Origin of the sequence: Actinomadura sp. GC306 (assembly GCF_004348665.1) — a bacterium.
In the GTDB taxonomy this organism is placed as follows: domain Bacteria; phylum Actinomycetota; class Actinomycetes; order Streptosporangiales; family Streptosporangiaceae; genus Spirillospora.
The window spans coordinates 1-14,607 of sequence record NZ_SMKM01000169.1 but is presented as its reverse complement, the minus strand read 5'-3'; the positions used below and the strand labels follow the sequence as shown (position 1 = coordinate 14,607).

At 70.2% G+C, this 14,607-nt stretch carries 16 protein-coding genes and 1 pseudogene; 11 read left to right on the top strand and 6 right to left on the bottom strand.

The window, feature by feature from the left end:
• Window positions 1-287: pseudogene (locus E1200_RS21840) on the bottom strand (hypothetical protein); the annotation flags it as partial.
• A gap of 100 nt (window positions 288-387) precedes the next feature.
• Between E1200_RS21840 and E1200_RS21835 the strand changes: the two are divergent.
• Together E1200_RS21835 and E1200_RS21830 are read left to right on the top strand one after the other, a co-directional pair.
• Window positions 388-1,200, top strand: a complete 813-nt coding sequence (locus tag E1200_RS21835) for a helix-turn-helix transcriptional regulator (protein WP_131953916.1) — start codon at window positions 388-390, stop codon at window positions 1,198-1,200.
• Window positions 1,200-1,385 carry a DUF397 domain-containing protein gene (locus E1200_RS21830; RefSeq protein ID WP_131953915.1) on the top strand — a complete coding sequence of 62 codons (186 nt, stop codon included), beginning with the start codon at window positions 1,200-1,202 and terminating at the stop codon, window positions 1,383-1,385. The genes E1200_RS21835 and E1200_RS21830 overlap by 1 nt, the downstream gene beginning before the upstream one ends.
• Window positions 1,386-1,469: 84 nt before the next feature.
• Here the strand turns inward: E1200_RS21830 and E1200_RS21825 are convergent, their stop codons facing one another.
• Together E1200_RS21825 and E1200_RS21820 are read right to left on the bottom strand one after the other, a co-directional pair.
• The gene (locus E1200_RS21825; protein ID WP_131953914.1) at window positions 1,470-1,703 is read right to left on the bottom strand and encodes a hypothetical protein; all 234 of its coding nucleotides are present in this window, start codon (window positions 1,701-1,703) and stop codon (window positions 1,470-1,472) included.
• A gap of 124 nt (window positions 1,704-1,827) precedes the next feature.
• Complete coding sequence (locus E1200_RS21820) at window positions 1,828-3,129, bottom strand: cytochrome P450 (protein ID WP_243708744.1); 1,302 nt, start codon at window positions 3,127-3,129, stop codon at window positions 1,828-1,830.
• 369 nt (window positions 3,130-3,498) lie between these two features.
• On the opposite strand from E1200_RS21820, the gene E1200_RS35245 reads away from it, so the two are divergent.
• From E1200_RS35245 to E1200_RS21795, 5 genes are all read left to right on the top strand, one after another.
• Complete coding sequence (locus E1200_RS35245; RefSeq protein ID WP_131953913.1) at window positions 3,499-4,128, top strand: HNH endonuclease family protein; 630 nt, start codon at window positions 3,499-3,501, stop codon at window positions 4,126-4,128.
• 136 nt (window positions 4,129-4,264) lie between these two features.
• Window positions 4,265-4,765, top strand: coding sequence for a DoxX family membrane protein (locus tag E1200_RS21810; RefSeq protein WP_131953912.1), 501 nt, complete (start codon window positions 4,265-4,267; stop codon window positions 4,763-4,765).
• A gap of 21 nt (window positions 4,766-4,786) precedes the next feature.
• Window positions 4,787-5,578, top strand: a complete 792-nt coding sequence (locus E1200_RS21805; protein WP_243708743.1) for an SDR family NAD(P)-dependent oxidoreductase — start codon at window positions 4,787-4,789, stop codon at window positions 5,576-5,578.
• Window positions 5,579-5,664: 86 nt separating this feature from the next.
• Window positions 5,665-6,546 carry a hypothetical protein gene (locus tag E1200_RS21800; protein ID WP_131953910.1) on the top strand — a complete coding sequence of 294 codons (882 nt, stop codon included), beginning with the start codon at window positions 5,665-5,667 and terminating at the stop codon, window positions 6,544-6,546.
• Between the two features lie 107 nt (window positions 6,547-6,653).
• Window positions 6,654-6,956, top strand: coding sequence for a hypothetical protein (locus E1200_RS21795; RefSeq protein WP_131953909.1), 303 nt, complete (start codon window positions 6,654-6,656; stop codon window positions 6,954-6,956).
• Window positions 6,957-7,003: 47 nt separating this feature from the next.
• Here the strand turns inward: E1200_RS21795 and E1200_RS21790 are convergent, their stop codons facing one another.
• A complete protein-coding gene (locus E1200_RS21790; protein ID WP_243708742.1) occupies window positions 7,004-8,590 on the bottom strand; it encodes a dipeptidase in 1,587 nt (528 codons plus the stop codon).
• Window positions 8,591-8,747: 157 nt separating this feature from the next.
• Here E1200_RS21790 and E1200_RS21785 point away from each other — a divergent pair, with 157 nt between their 5' ends.
• Window positions 8,748-10,295, top strand: coding sequence for a FadD3 family acyl-CoA ligase (locus E1200_RS21785; RefSeq protein WP_131953908.1), 1,548 nt, complete (start codon window positions 8,748-8,750; stop codon window positions 10,293-10,295).
• Here the strand turns inward: E1200_RS21785 and E1200_RS21780 are convergent.
• Both E1200_RS21780 and E1200_RS21775 read right to left on the bottom strand, forming a co-directional pair.
• Window positions 10,279-11,178 carry an acyl-CoA dehydrogenase gene (locus E1200_RS21780; protein WP_131953907.1) on the bottom strand — a complete coding sequence of 300 codons (900 nt, stop codon included), beginning with the start codon at window positions 11,176-11,178 and terminating at the stop codon, window positions 10,279-10,281. The genes E1200_RS21785 and E1200_RS21780 overlap by 17 nt on opposite strands.
• Entirely contained in the window at window positions 11,175-12,305 is a 1,131-nt protein-coding gene (locus tag E1200_RS21775) for an acyl-CoA dehydrogenase family protein (RefSeq protein ID WP_131953906.1), read from the bottom strand. Before E1200_RS21775 ends, E1200_RS21780 begins: the two co-directional genes overlap by 4 nt.
• A gap of 234 nt (window positions 12,306-12,539) precedes the next feature.
• Between E1200_RS21775 and E1200_RS33865 the strand changes: the two genes are divergently transcribed.
• The 3 genes from E1200_RS33865 to E1200_RS21760 form a co-directional block, all read left to right on the top strand.
• Window positions 12,540-13,157: a hypothetical protein gene (locus tag E1200_RS33865; RefSeq protein WP_165950405.1), complete on the top strand. Its 618-nt coding sequence runs from the start codon at window positions 12,540-12,542 to the stop codon at window positions 13,155-13,157.
• A gap of 3 nt (window positions 13,158-13,160) precedes the next feature.
• Complete coding sequence (locus tag E1200_RS21765) at window positions 13,161-13,646, top strand: hypothetical protein (protein ID WP_131953905.1); 486 nt, start codon at window positions 13,161-13,163, stop codon at window positions 13,644-13,646.
• On the top strand, window positions 13,643-14,607 hold a 965-nt coding region (locus tag E1200_RS21760; protein WP_207933487.1), incomplete at its 3' end, for a hypothetical protein. The genes E1200_RS21765 and E1200_RS21760, both read left to right, overlap by 4 nt.

The window sequence follows — 14,607 nt, the reverse complement described above, 5'->3', positions numbered from 1 at the left end:
GGGATGGGGAGTTCGGGGGACGGATCCCAGCACTCCAGGAGGGGCGCCCCTTCACACAGGGCGCAGCGCAGGCGGATCTGGTGGCCGGGGACCGCCGCGACCGCGTTGGTGACCATCTCACTCATGACGAGAGTCGCATCGTTGATCGCTTCGCGGCTGAAGCCCCAGTTCGTGAGCGCGTAGCGGACGAGCTCCCGGGCCAGGACGACCGTTGACGGTACGGCCAGCAGGGTGAGGCGCACCTCGGGAACGCCGGGCGCCGGAGTGACGAGTTCAAGATCATTCATCGAGGACCATCCTCAGTTCGCGGATTTCGTCCTCACTTTGAGTGATCGACCGCTAACGTAAAGCGCATCACGTGGTGGTCAATACACAAGTAGGTGAGTGATGAGCGTCCGGGAGTCCATCGACCCGAAGTCTTCGCTGTGGGCCTGGCTTGCCTTTGACCTGTGGTTTCACCGCACTCAGCGTGGTCTCTCGCTGGCTCAGGCAGCCCTGATCGTCAACGTGACCAGGGCGACCGTATCGAATTGGGAAGCCGGTCGATTCCGGCCGAGTGACACGTGCATGAAGCGTCTCGACGAGGCGTGGAACACCGGTGGACACTTCGAGCGACTCCACATGTTCGCCTGCGCCGGCCATGATCCGGACTGGTTTCGTCAATACGTCCAATACGAGATGGACGCGGAGATCATCAAGGTTTTCCATGGCAAGCACGTCCCGCTGTTTGCGCAGACGGAGGCTTACGCGCAGGCCGTACTCCATGCCGCCGGTCGCGCGAGTGAAGTCGAGGCAGAGATCAAGGTGCGTATGAAGCGCCAGGAGATTTTGGAGCGAGAGGACCCGCCTTATCTCTGGATACTCATAGACCAAGAGGTGCTGGAAAGCGTCGTCGGTGATCGCGAAGTCATGCGCGAGCAGGCCGCACACCTTCTCGCGCTCGCTTGGAAGCCACGCGTGTGCTTGCGCATCGTCCCTCGTGATGCGGGCTGGCACCCCGGACATGATGGCCCATTCCAGGTGTTGAAGGTCCGTGGCAGGGAGATCGCGTACGCGGGAGCTCAGATAGGGGGGCGTCTCATCGAGGCCGGTGACGAGGCGGACATATTGGCGGTACGGTTCGATGAGATCGGAGCGGTGGCACTCGCCAAAGCCGCTTCGAGAGAACTGATCGAGCGGATTATGAGGACGTACACGTGATGAACTGGCGCAAGAGTTCCTACACCGGCGGCGGCAATGACGACGCGTGTGTGGAGATGGCGGAGTCGGGAGACCGGGTGTGGGTGCGGGACTCCAAAGACCCCGAGGGGGAACGGCTGGTGTTCGAGCGGGAGGCGTTCGCCGGCTTGCTGGAGCGGGTGAGGCGCGGGGAGTTCGCCCTTTAGCGGCAGATCCGGGCCGGGAGTCCTGGTGAGCGGAGCCGCCCCCGCCGGGGTCGGCGGGGGCGGCGGTGTGGCGGCGGGTCCGGGTCAGTAAAGGCCCCACAGCTCGTAGCTGGCCCATGGCGCGGAGCTGCCCTTGCAGTCGTAGGACTGCCAGCCGGACTTCACACCGGCCTCGCCTGCTGCCTTGCAGCTCGCGTACCAGTAGAACGTCTGGCCGGTGTTGTGCCACGACGCGGCGAGTGCAGGGGTCGCGGTCGCGCCGACCGCCAGCGCGGACCCGGCGACCACGGCGGCGACGGCGGCTTTCCTGATCTTCATGAACCCTCCCTGTGGCTCTAGGTAGTCAAGCGATTGCAGTATGTGTTCATGCTGATCGCCGGTGCTATCCCGGAAACCACGTACCTTCGCCGAGGTGGGGCTGAGGGGGGCCGGTCGTGCCCGGTCAGCGGGTCTGCGGGCCCGTCTCGAACGGCATCCGCTTGATGCCGTTGATGAAGAATGACGCCAGGCGCTCCGGTTCGCCCGTCGCCCGGATGTCGGGGAGCCGGGTGAAGAGCTCGCGCAGCATCACGGTGATCTCCCTGCGCGCCAGGTGGACGCCGAGGCAATAGTGCGGGCCCGGTCCGCCGAAGCCGACGTGCGGGTTGGGCGAACGGGTGATGTCGAAGACGTCGGGGTCGGTGAAGACGGCCTCGTCGCGGTTGGCCGAGGTGTACAGCAGCACCACGACGTCGCCCTTTTTCAGCGGCGTCCCATTGAGCTCGCAATCCTCGGTGACGTTGCGCCTGAACTGGATGACCGGCGTCGAGTAGCGGACGATCTCCTCGACGGCGCCCGCGATGCGGCCCTCGAAGTCCTCCATGAGCAGCCGCTTCTGCTCGGGAAACTCGGTGAACAGCCGCAGCGCGTGCGTGATGGCGTTGCGCGTGGTCTCGTTGCCGGCCACGACCAGCAGGACGAAGAACGAGCCGATCTCCTGGGCGGTCAGCGACTCGCCGTCGGCGTTGGCGTTCACGAGCTTGGTGATCAGGTCGTCGCCCGTCCCGCCCTTGCGCTCCTTGCCCAGGCGCTTCACCAGGCGGAACAGCTCATGGCCGGCCCTGACCAGGTTGACCCCGGCGACCGCGACGTCCCGGCGGCGGACCGGGGCGTCCAGGGCGGCGCCGGTGCCGTTGTACTCGGGGTCGCTGTAGCCGAGGATGACGTTCGTCCGGTCCAGGACCATCGCGTGGTGCTCTTCGGGGATCCCCATCAGATGGCAGATCACCTCGACGGGCAGCCGGGCGGCGACCTGCGCGACGAAGTCCTTCGGGCCCTCGGCGACGACGTCGTCGACGATGCGGGCGGCGCGGACCCGCAGGTCGTCGTCGATCCGCTCCAGCATCCGCGGGCTGAACCCCCGGGAGACGACCCGGCGGATGCGGGCGTGCCGCGGATCGTCCATGTTGATCATGGAGCCGAAGAACCGGCTCGCCCACACGGGCATCTCGGTCAGGCTGTTGGCGGTCGGCTCGCTGCTGAACCGCTTGGCGTCCCGGCTGGCCGCCAGTACCTCCGCGTGGCGCGACAGCACGTAGAAGCCCGGCTTGGACTTGGTCATCGGGACCTTCGGCAGCGGCACGAAGGGGGCGGTGTCCAACTCCCGCATCCGTGCGAACGCCCGGTTCCGCACCTCGTCGGGCTGGACCCAGAAGGTCATTTCCGACAGCCCGAACTCTTCGAGCTCCGGAGGGAGCGTACGCACGGCCATCATCCGACCTCTATGTGAGACATATGGAGGAATATGTCTCTCCGTGTCATCGGGCGTCAAGGTGACCCGGACCACAGGCGGCTCGCGAGCGGTGGCCATGCGCTCGGGGGTCGGTGCGTTCAGAGAGTGTTCATCCTCCGTACCGCCGCCGTACCGAGTGCCCCTCTGCTCCTGACTTCGCAGGTCATGGCGGCAGTCGCGGCCTCCTGACGGCAGCATCCGACCAAGTGCGGGCCCACGCCTGGGCAATGCGTGACATTTATCCGCATTTGCCGCAAATGTCACCGTCGCAGTGCCGCCGTTCCCGATCCCCCTCGGGGCGCCCCCCGCCCTGGCCGGGAACGGCCGCGGAAGGGCCCCCGCATGCGACGTCCCCTCCTGTTCCTGCTACCGGTCGTGCTGGCCGCCGCGCTGCTCGGCGTCCCGTCGGCTCCCGCGTCCGCGACCCCGCCCAACATCCCGTCCGCCGCCACGGCCGCGTCCCGGCTGGCCTCCCTCACCGTCGCCGCCGAGTCGCACGCCGGCAGCTACGACCGCTCCCTGTTCCCGCACTGGATCACGATCTCCGGGGCGTGCAACACCCGCGAGACCGTCCTCAAGCGGGACGGCTCCAACGTCGTCACCAACTCGTCCTGCGCCGCGACCTCGGGGTCCTGGTACTCGCCCTACGACGGCGCCACCTGGTACGCGGCGTCCGATGTGGACATCGACCACGTGGTGCCGCTGTCCGAGGCGTGGGCGTCGGGCGCCTGGGCCTGGTCGACGTCCCGCCGCCAGACCTTCGCCAACGACCTCGGCGGTCCCGAGCTGTGGGCCGTCACCGACAACGTCAACCAGGCCAAGGGGGACAAGGACCCCGCCGAATGGCAGCCCCCGCGCGCCGCGTTCCGCTGCACGTACGCCCGCGCCTGGATCCAGGTGAAGTGGTACTACGGCCTCACCGTCGACAGCGCTGAGAAGAGCGCCCTCTCCGCGATGCTCGGCACCTGCTGAGGCGGTCGCTGACAGCAGGGGGCGGGCGCCGTCCCGCCGGGGCGGCGCCCGGCCCCTCTCTCCGGCCGCAATCTAGACATTGACAAGTCCGTGCGCACCGGCCTATCTTGACAGTGACAAGTTAGGGGGAAGCGACATGGCACCATTGATCTTCTTGACCATCGGCACGCTGGCCGCGCTGGTCGCGGGCCGGGCGGGCGTCCGGTGGCTGCGGCCTTGGCCGGTCCCGCTGCGCGTCGGGCTGGCGCTGATGTTCACGGTGACGGGGATCGCCCACTTCGTGGGCAAGCGCCAAGAACTGATCGACATGGTCCCGCCCGCGCTGCCCGCGCCGGGCCTCCTCGTGACCGTGACCGGCGTCCTCGAACTCGCCAGCGCCGCCGCCCTCCTCTGGGGGCGCACCGCACCCTGGGCCGCGGGCGGGCTGAGCGTGATGCTGATCGGTATGTTCCCGGCGAACGTCCACCTGGCCCTCAACGGCACGGACATCCCGTGGGACGACCGCCTGCTCCCCAGGACGCTGATGCAGGTCGTCTTCCTGGCCGCGACGCTCGCCGTCGCCGCCCACCACATGCGCCGGGCGGACGAGACGCCGTCGCGCGAGCCGGTGAAGGCCCACTCTGGAGAAGGTTTCTAGAACCCACTACTGTCACGACCCGTGAGCGAGTCGCTGAACGTGGTCGTGACAGGTGGGAACCGCGGGGTCGGACGGGCCGTCGCGGAGGAGGCCGCCCGGCGCGGCCACCGGGTGACGATCGTGGCGCGGCGGCCCGACGAGGGGGCCGCCGCCGCCCGCGAGACCGGCGCGTCCTTCGTCCCCGGCGACCTGTCCACCCTCGGCACGACCCGCGCCGCCGCCGCTGCGATCGCCGAGGCGGTCCCGGTGATCGACGTGCTCGTCCACAACGCGGCCCTCTGGCCCACCCACCGCGTTCTCAACGAGGACGGCTTCGAGCAGTCGTTCTTCACCAACCACCTGGCCCCCTTCCTCCTCAACCACCTCCTGGAGGGGCGGCTCCGGCGCGTCGTCCAGGTCAGCGCGGCCCTCTACGTCATGGGTCGGGTCGACCCGGACCGCACCCCGACCGGTGACGACTTCAGCCCCACCAAGACCTACGCCAACACAAAGCTCGCGAACCTGCTGATGGTCCCCCTGTTCGCCGAGCACTGGACCGAAGCCGGCATAACGATCGACGCGGTCCACCCGGGCGTCCTGCGCACCGGCCTGACCGACCGCGGCGGCCTCCAGGGCCTCATCCTGAAGACCGCGAAACGCACGTTCAAATCCGCGGAATCCGGCGCGAAGCCGGTAGTGGACCTCCTGGCCTCCGAAGGCACGGGCCGCTACTTCAACACCCACAAGCAACGCCCCCTCAAACCGGTGGCCCGCGATACCTCCCTGGCGCACCGCCTCTGGGCCGACGCCCAAAAAGCCACCAACCTCCCATGACCGCCGCCAGGACCCCCATTTCTCTCATTGCCGGACGTTGCGAATTTCGCACTGTGTGGCGGTCCGAGTACGGTTAGTGTCCGCCCGTGCCTTCTACGTATCACGAGGTACCGCTTGACCTGTTTCGCAACCAGCCCGCGCTGGCCCCGGAACTCCTGCAGGCGGTATCCGGAATCAAACCCCCCGAATACGAACAGATCTCACTCGGATCGGAGACGCTCACCGACTGCAAACCCACCGAGTACCGGTGCGACTCGACCGTCCTGCTAGGCGATCCGAAGCGCCCCGACCTCGCGATCGTCGTCGAAGTGCAACTGAGGCCGGAGCCCCGTAAGCGATACACCTGGCCCGTCTACCTCTCCACCCTCCGGGCCCGCCGCGAATGCGCGGTCACGCTGCTGGTCCTCTGCCCGAACGAGAGCACGGCGGCCTGGTGCCGCGAACCGATCGAGAGCGGACACCACGCCTGGACTCTGCGTCCCTGGGCCCTCAGTCTCACCGAGGTTCCCGCCGTCACCGACCCGGATCAGGCCCGCTCCCTCCCGGAACTGGCGGTCCTGAGCACCGTCGCCAACGCCGACGGCCCGGAGCAGCGAGCCGTCTTGACGGCGTTCGCCGAGGCCCTGGAGGTCACCGACCGTGACAAGGGCGAGCTGTATCATGACTACGTACGGTCACAGCTCTCCCAAGCCGCACGACACTGCCTGGAGGAGATCATGCAAGCGGGCGTCTACGAGTGGCAGAGCGACTTCGCACGCCAACACATCGCCGAGGGCAAGGCCGAGGGCATAGCCGAGGGCAAGGTCGCGGGAGAGGTTGAGCTGCTCCTCGTCGTCCTTGAGTCGCGCGGCTTCGCCGTCGATGACGAGCTGCGGCGCCGTATCGCCCACTGCCGGGATCTGGAGCAGATCCACGCCTGGGCCCGGCGCGCGGTGACCGCCACCTCGTTGAACGACGTCTTCGACTGATTTCGGCCATTCTCGGCGGTCAGAAGATGAAGCCGCCGTCCCTGCGATAGTCGGTTCCGGCCCTGTCAGAGGTGTTCCCTTGTGCAGGGCCGGAAGCAGGAACGGCGATGGTCGAGGAGATCATGCGAGCGGGCGTCTATGAGTGGAAGAGCGATTTCGCCCTGAAGTACATCGCCGAAGGCAAGGCTGTTGGCAAGGCTGTTGGCAAGGCTGAGGGCAAGGCTCAGGGTAAGGCTGTTGGCAAGGTCGAAGGGGGAATCGAGCTGCTCCTCGTTGTCCTGGAGGCGCGTGGGTTCGTGATCGACGATCGGCTTCGCCGCCGTGTCACGTCGTGCCGGGATCTGGAGCAGATTCACGCCTGGGCCCGGCGCGCGGTGACCACCTCGTCGCTGGGTGAGATCTTCGATTGAGTTGTGGGAAGGCCGCGACCCTATCTGCGGGCGCGGCCTTCTGGCGTTTATGTGGTTTCGGCCTGGTGCCACATTGTTAGGTAGGTCTCGGCGCCTTTGGCTAGGTCGTCTGTTATCTCTTGGCCGGCTCTGTTGTGGATGTCGGCCAGCCAGTCGGGAACCAGGCCGTAGTTGGCGACGCCGTCCGTGTTGAGGTCCCAGGTTCGTAGGCCGGTTTGCTGGCGGTCGAGGATCACGGTGGGGTCCACGGGGGACTCGAAGGGGTAGCGGAGCGGACTGGTGTTGTTCGCGCGCGGGGGTGGTAGGGCGCCCATGCCGTTCGCGTCGAGGCCGTAGCCGTAGCCGAAGGGGCGGGCGGGGTCGCGGAGGGCCTTGTTGCGCTTCCATTCGGCGATGAACTGGTCTGCTGAGTGGCCGTAGCCGGTGACCATGCCGCCCAAGCGGTAGATGCGCGGCAGGTAGGTCTCGTCCGTCCAGCTGTGGGACGAGATGACGCCCGGGTACTGCGCGGCCTCCAGCATGTCCAGGGTCCGGTCGGCGGCCTTGGCGCTCATGTGGTCGACCTCGACGATCATGTTGCGTGCCATCAGGCCGCGGACCATGTGTTCGCCGAGGTCGGACAGGCCGTGGACGTTGCAGTGCGGCGGGCTCGGGTAGAGCGGCAGCGTGACGCCCGCCTGGCCGAGGAGGCGCAGGACGTCTTCAAGGGAGTCGCCCAGGCCGCCCGCGGGGGTGATGGTGTGGTCGTGCGCCCGGCCCGTGCACTTTTCGACCTGCCAGAAGCGGCCCGTGCCCAGGAAGTTGCCCGTGTTGACGAACGCGCCCGTGGTGCCGCCGTCGAAGCGGGCCCCGCAGAGTGCGTTGTCGAACTTGTGGCACAGGTACATGGAGCTGACGCCTAGGCGCTTCATCTCGTCCAGGCCGCGGTCTATGTCCTCGCGTGTGCACTGGGGGGCGCCGGCGATCGTGCGGCAGCCGAAGGGTTCGGACGCCTCGACGCCCAGGACGACGGCGAGCTTTCCCTGCCGGATCACGTCGCGGGCTTCCGTGGAGTTCCGTACCAGGCGGAACCATCCCTTGCCGGGGCCGCCGCTGCGGACGTCGATGAAGGCTTCCATTTCGCGCATGCGTTTCGCCTGCAGGCGGATGGTCTCCATCTCGTCGCAGGTGTTGCGCCTGAGCGGATAGATCTCGCAGAGCTGGCGGTTGGCTACCAGGTGGTTGACGAGGACGCGCTGTCCGGCGCGCCAGGAGCGTTCGAGCCAGGTGTGGTGGGCCTGCTGGTGGGTGCGCGAGTCCCAGGCGGGCCAGTCCTCGAACATGGGCCAGCCGGCGGGGTCGTGGTTGCCGAACGGGGTGCCGTGCCTGGTGAAGTTCTCCCAGATGGCGAAGGCGCCGTTCCCGGCGTGGTCCGGGCAGTCGCGCAGTGCCTCGCGGATGCCGCGCGGGTCGAACGGCTTGCCGCACATCAGGCTGCCGCCGAACGCCTCGTACGACATCAGGTGGGTGTGGGCGTCGATGTAGCCGCGCACCTCGCGGGTCGCCGCGTGCGCGGGGGAGGTCAGGAAGGACGTGAGGAGGACGAGGGTCAGCGGCACCGAGGCCGCTCGTCGGAGGGGGCGGCTGATGCGCATCCGGGCACCTCGCGCGGGGGTGGGGCAGAGGTGCCTGATATATGCCCGTATTGACGGGAAAACGAACAATGCTCATGTTGTGAGGGTCCGGAGATCGGTACCGCTGAGCGGGAACGCGGCGGGCGCGCCGGGGGCGGTGCGCTCACCATTGGGGGCTATGAGCGAGCTGACGATTCCGGCGGTGTTGGCGCGGGCGGCGGGGGCGTTCCCGGACGTGGAGGCGGTCGTGGACGGGGACGTCCGGGTGACCTACGCGGAGCTGCGCGCAAGGGTCCGCGAAGCGGCGGGAGCGTTCGCCGGAGCCGGGGTCGCGCCGGGGGACCGGGTCGCGATCTGGGCGCCGAACAGCCTGTCCTGGATCGTCACCGTTCTCGGCGCCATGGAGGCCGGGGCGACGCTCGTCCCGCTCAACACGCGGTTCAAGGGCGACGAGGCGCGCTGGCCGCTGTCCAAGGCGCGGGTGAAGGTGCTCTTCGTCGAGGACGGCTTCCTCGACATCGACTACCCCGCCATGCTCGGCGTGGACGAGGCCGGGACGTTCCCCGGGCTGCCCGACCTGGAGACCGTCGTCACGTTCAACGGGCCGGCCAGGCCGGGCGTCATCACCTGGGGCGAGTTCATCGGCAAGGCCGCCGAGGTGCCAGAGGTGGACGTGCGGCCGGGGGACGTCGCCGACATCCTGTTCACGTCCGGGACGACCGGCCGCCCCAAAGGGGCCATGTGCACGCACGAGCAGAACATCCGCACCTATGAGGCGTGGACGGGACGAACCGGCGTCAAGGCCGGCGACCGGTACCTCATCGTCAACCCGATGTTCCACTCGTTCGGCTACAAGGCGGGCGTCCTGGCGTGCGTGCTCAAGGGCGCCACGATGGTGCTGCAGCGCACGTTCGACGTCCCGGAGACGCTGCGGCTCATCGAGCGGGAGCAGATCACCGTGCTGCCCGGCCCGCCGACGATCTACACGTCGCTGCTGGACGCCCCGGGCCGCGGCGAGCACGACCTGTCGTCGCTGCGGCTGGCCGTGACCGGGGCCGCGGACGTGCCCGTCGCGCTCGTGCGCCGGATCAGGGACGAGCTGTTCCCGCAGGTCGTCACCGCGTACGGGCTGACCGAGTCGTCCGGCACGGTGACCGCCTGCTCGGTGGACGACGATGACGAGACCATCGCCACCACCTGCGGCCGGCCCATCGCGGACGTCGAGGTCGCGATCGTCGACGAGAAGGGCGAGGCCGTCCCGGCGGGCACGGACGGCCAGGTCCTCGTCCGCGGCTACAACGTGATGTCGGGCTACCTCGACGATCCCGAAGCGACAGCCGCGACCGTCCGCGACGGCTGGCTCGACACCGGCGACCGGGGGCGGCTCGACGAGCGCGGCAACCTCACCATCACCGGCCGGACGAAGGAGATGTTCGTCGTCGGCGGCTTTAACGTGTACCCCGCCGAGGTCGAGGACGTGCTCGCCCGCCACGCGGCCGTCGCCGAGTCCGGTGTCGTCGGCGTCCCCGACGCGCGGATGGGCGAGGTGGGCCGCGCCTACGTCAAGCTGCGCCCCGGCCAGAGCGCCACCGCCGAGGAGCTGATCGCGCACTGCCGGGAGCTGCTCGCCAACTTCAAGGTCCCGCGGGAGGTCGTCTTCGTGGACGACCTCCCGAAGACCGCGTCCGGGAAGATCCGCCGCGTGGAGCTCAAAGAGCGGACATGACCCGCGCCCTGTGCTCGGCCGGCGTCCCCCACGCCGAGTACAAAGCCCGCGCCTTGCGGATCAACAGCGACGGGTCGTACTCGTCGGTGTAGCCGATCGCGCCGTGCACCTGGAGCGCGGTCTTCGCCGTCCCGTAGGACGCCTCGGACGCGGCGACCTTCGCGGCGGAGACGTCCCGCGCGAAGTCGGGCGTCCCGTATGAAAGCGCTGCCCCGTAGACGAGCGGGCGGGCGAACTCCAGCTCGACCATCGCGCTCGCCAGGTGGTGCTTGATCGCCTGGTACTCGCCGATCGCACGGCCGAACTGCTGCCTCGTCTTGGCGTACTTGACCGAGACGTCCAGCAATGCCTGCCCGACCCCGATCTGCTGCGCCGCGCACAGCAGCGCGCCCAGGTCGGTGAACCCGCCGCCGCCCGCGACGCGGAAGAGCCGCCGGGCCGGGTCGAGCGACGCGAGGGGCTCCCCGGCCGCGTGCTCGGTGCCGTCCGCGGTGATGACGAGGTCGGCGACGTCGGCGTCCAGGGCGTGCGGGACGGCCATCGACACGATCGCGTCCCCCTCCGCGATCCGGGCGGGCCACGGCGAGCCGGCCAGCACCTCGGCGGCGGCGAGCGTCTCGACGTACGGGCCGGGCGCGGCGGCGCGGCCCAGCTCCTCGGCGGCGACGGCCAGCTCGACCGGCAGGACGCCCATGCCGCCGTCCGCTTCGGGCACGGCCACCGCGAACACCCCCGCCCCGGCGGCCGCCGACCACAGCGCCCGCCCCGGCGCGGTGTCCCCGGCGGCCCAGGCGCGGACGGCCTTCGCCGTGCCCGCCTCGGCGAGCAGCTTCCGCAGCGTCTCACCGAACATCCGCTGCTCATCGGAGAGAACGAACTTCACCGCGACCCCCTGGGCAGGCCGAGCAGCCGCTCGGCGATCACGTTGCGCTGGATCTCGTTGGTGCCGGCGTAGATCGGGCCGGCGAGCGAGAAGACGTAGTTCTCCAGCCACTCCGACTGGAGCTCGCCGTCCGGGCCGAGCAGGTCGAGCGCCGTCTCGTGCAGCGCGACGTCCAGCTCCGACCAGTAGACCTTGTTGAGGCTCGACTCGGCGCCGACGTCCTCGCTCCGCGAGATCGTCTCGAAGCCCTTGAGCCGGTACGCCCGCGACCTGATCCAGATGTCGGCGACGCGGTCCCGCAGCGCGGTGTCGGACGGGTCGGCCCGCTCCCGCCACAGCTCGACGAGTCGCTCGGCCGCCGCGGTGAACCGGCCGGGGCTGCGCAGCGTGAGGCCGCGCTCGTTCCCGGCGGTGGCCATCGCGACGCGCCAGCCGTCCCCGGCCGCGCCGATGACGTCCTCGTCGGGGACGAACACCCGGTCGAGGAACAGCTCGGCGAACGCGGGCTTGCCGTCCAGCCGCCCGATCGGCCGGACCGTCACGCCCGGCGCGTCCAGCAGGAACATCAGGTACGTGAGGCCCTTGTGCCGGGACGATTCCGGGTCGGAGCGGAACAGCCCGAAACCGCGGTCGGCGAACGCGGCCCGGGAGCTCCACGTCTTCTGGCCGTCGAGGAGCCAGCCGCCGTCCGTCCTCGTCGCGGTCGCGCGCAGCGCCGCCAGGTCGCTGCCCGCGCCGGGCTCCGACCACGCCTGCGCCCAGATGACCTCGCCGGCGGCCATCGGCGGCAGGATCCGCGCGAGCTGCTCGGGCGTGCCGTGCTTCAGCAGCGTCGGCGCGAGGAGGTTGATGCCGTTCTGGCTGACCCGTCCGGGCGCGCCGGCCGCGTAGTACTCCTCCTCGAACACGAGCCACTGCAGGACGGAGACGCCGCGCCCGCCGTACTCCTCGGGCCACGCCACGACCCCGAGCCGCGCCCCGCCGAGCGTCCGCTCCCACTCCCGGTGCGCCGCGAAGCCCTCCGCGGTCTCCAGCGACGGCAGCGGCTCGGCCGGGACGTGCTCGCGCAGCCATGCCCGCACCTCGGCGCGGAACTCCTCGTCCGCCGCCCCGAACTCAAGATCCATCCGACCCTCTTTCTAACAACTGTTTGGTAGAGTAGCCGCCCGCTCGCCGCCCGCGGAAACGGTGTCCCACCACCCGGGAACCGGCGGGCCGCGATCCCGGGCGGCGCGGGACGCGCGTCCCGGAGCGCGATGATCTCCGGACGCCCGTCCCGAATCATGCTCGGTTCGTCCTCGCGCCATTGACCTGCCCGTTCGCTGATGGCCAGCCTTGTCCCGGGCGTGGGGAGGTCCTCTTTGGCGGCGGTGGCGAGCAGGCCGTTCATGCGGCTCGGGCCGCCGGCGTGGTGGTACCTGGTCGGGGCGGCGCTGTGGACGGCGGGCCTTCTGCTCGCCTACATCGTCGGCTACACCGTGCACACCGACCGGATGGACGCGGCGGCCGGATACACCCGCGGGGACGCGCGCACGGCCGAGATCGAGGTCGAGACCGCGGGCACCTACGTGATCTGGATGGAGACCAAGGTCGGAGATCCGCTGCCCAGGCTGCTGCAACGTCCGCTGCCGAGGATCGGCGAAGTGCGGCTGACCGACGCCTCCGGACGGAGCGTGCGGGTCCGCCCGTCCACCGCGAACGACTACCGGGTCACGCTGGACGGCGCCACCCGCATCGGCCGGTCCATCGGCGAAGTGCGGCTCGCCCCCGGGACGTACCGCGCCCGCGTGGGGGAGCGGGGCGCCACGGCGATCGCGGTCGGGCAGGAACCCGAGGGGCGCGCCCGCACCGGGATGGCGGTCCTCGGCGGCGTCCTCGCGCTGGCCGGCGTCGCCGTGTGGATCGTCACCGGGATCCTCCGCCGCGGCGGAACCAACCGGCTGGCGCGGTCGATCAGGGCCGCCGGAACGGGGAGGTAGCCGATGGCCGACCCATGGAACATGAGCATCGCCGAGCAGATGTCGGCGAACCAGGCGCGGCTCAACGCCGAATGGGACGCGCAGCAGAAGAGGTACGGCCACCAGCTCGCCGAGACGGCGGCCGGGCGGGGGCCGCGGCCGGCCGGCGACGGCTGGTTCTGGGGCGCCGTCCTGACGTGCATCCCCGTCGTGGTGGTCTACTTCGTCGTGTCCGGGATGGTCGCGGGCGCGCAGTGGCTCGCGCACGAGTCGCTGCTGGCACCGCTGTTCCCCGCGCCCGGCGACAGCGTCGCCCGCTACGCGCTGTCGTGCGCGACGCTGATCCTGCTGGTCCCGGGCGGACTGACGCTGATCGCGATGCGGATGCGCGGCACCCGGCTGCGCTGGCTGCGGTTCGTGCTGATCCCGCTGGCGGTGCTGATGGTGTTCGTGATCCTGCAGCTCACCCAGTCGACCGCCACCGCCGAACTCGTGAGGCTGCCCACGTGAACGTCACGGAACGCGTGAACATCACGGGACGCACCGGGATCGCCGCGCTGACCGGCCTCGGCGGCGCGGCCGCGCTGCTGCTCGGCTCGCTGCTGCCGTGGGCGTCCGGCCCCGACGCGGGACGGCTCGTCTACGGCTCCGGCGAAGGCCCCGGCGGCGTCGCGACGCTGGGCTCGCGGCTCGGCCTCGCGGGCGGTGACGCGCTGACCACCCTCGTCGCCGGCCTGGTCGCCCTCGCGGCCGCCGCCGCGATGCTGTTCGGCGCCCGCCGGTGGCAGCGCGGCGCGCTGCTGGCCGCCGGCGCGATGGCCGCGCTGTGGTGCCTGCTGGACGTGGTCGAAGCAGGCGATATCACCGGGTCCGACGGCAGCCGCGTCGACATCGGTCCGGGCATCGGGCTCCTGCTCGCGCTGGCCGGCGCCCTGGCCGTCATCGCTGCGGGCGCGTCCGCCCGGGTGGACCCGGCCCATGACCTGCTGACCGCGTCCGCGGGGATCGAGCGGCGGTCGCGGCACGCCATCGACCGCGACGTCGTCGCCGACCTGCAGCGCCTCGTGAAGTCGGGCGAGCGGCGGCTCGGACCCGACCATCCGGCCGTGCTCCTGCTGTGGCTCAACCTGGTCGAGGCGTACGCGGCGGTCGGCGAGCCGCAGCGCGCCATGCACGCCGTGCAGATCTTCCGGGACGGCTCCGAGCGCGGCCTCGCCGACGACCCCGAGCAGCGCCAGCTGCACCGCATCGCGGGCGCCCAAGCGATCGGCGTGCTGGACCCGGCCGGTGCCGCGCGCCACGCCGAGGCCGTCCTCCAGGAGACCGGCGCCCTCCTCGGCCCCGAGCATCCGTACACCCGGTACGCCGTGCGCACCCGGGACGACCTGCAGCGCGCCGCCATGGCCGGGGCCCCCATGCACGGTGCCCCCATGCCCACGCCCGGCATGCCCATGCCCGGTGCTCCGTGGCC

Bases quoted from the DNA above. Each gene is read 5' to 3' on its own strand.
- E1200_RS21835 (WP_131953916.1), top strand. From the start codon at position 388: ATGAGCGTCCGGGAGTCCATCGACCCGAAGTCTTCGCTGTGGGCCTGG.
- E1200_RS21830 (WP_131953915.1), top strand. From the start codon at position 1,200: ATGAACTGGCGCAAGAGTTCCTACACCGGCGGCGGCAATGACGACGCG.
- E1200_RS21825 (WP_131953914.1), bottom strand. From the start codon at position 1,703: ATGAAGATCAGGAAAGCCGCCGTCGCCGCCGTGGTCGCCGGGTCCGCG.
- E1200_RS35245 (WP_131953913.1), top strand. From the start codon at position 3,499: ATGCGACGTCCCCTCCTGTTCCTGCTACCGGTCGTGCTGGCCGCCGCG.
- E1200_RS21810 (WP_131953912.1), top strand. From the start codon at position 4,265: ATGGCACCATTGATCTTCTTGACCATCGGCACGCTGGCCGCGCTGGTC.
- E1200_RS21795 (WP_131953909.1), top strand. From the start codon at position 6,654: ATGGTCGAGGAGATCATGCGAGCGGGCGTCTATGAGTGGAAGAGCGAT.
- E1200_RS21790 (WP_243708742.1), bottom strand. From the start codon at position 8,590: ATGCGCATCAGCCGCCCCCTCCGACGAGCGGCCTCGGTGCCGCTGACC.
- E1200_RS21785 (WP_131953908.1), top strand. From the start codon at position 8,748: ATGAGCGAGCTGACGATTCCGGCGGTGTTGGCGCGGGCGGCGGGGGCG.
- E1200_RS21775 (WP_131953906.1), bottom strand. From the start codon at position 12,305: ATGGATCTTGAGTTCGGGGCGGCGGACGAGGAGTTCCGCGCCGAGGTG.
- E1200_RS21765 (WP_131953905.1), top strand. From the start codon at position 13,161: ATGGCCGACCCATGGAACATGAGCATCGCCGAGCAGATGTCGGCGAAC.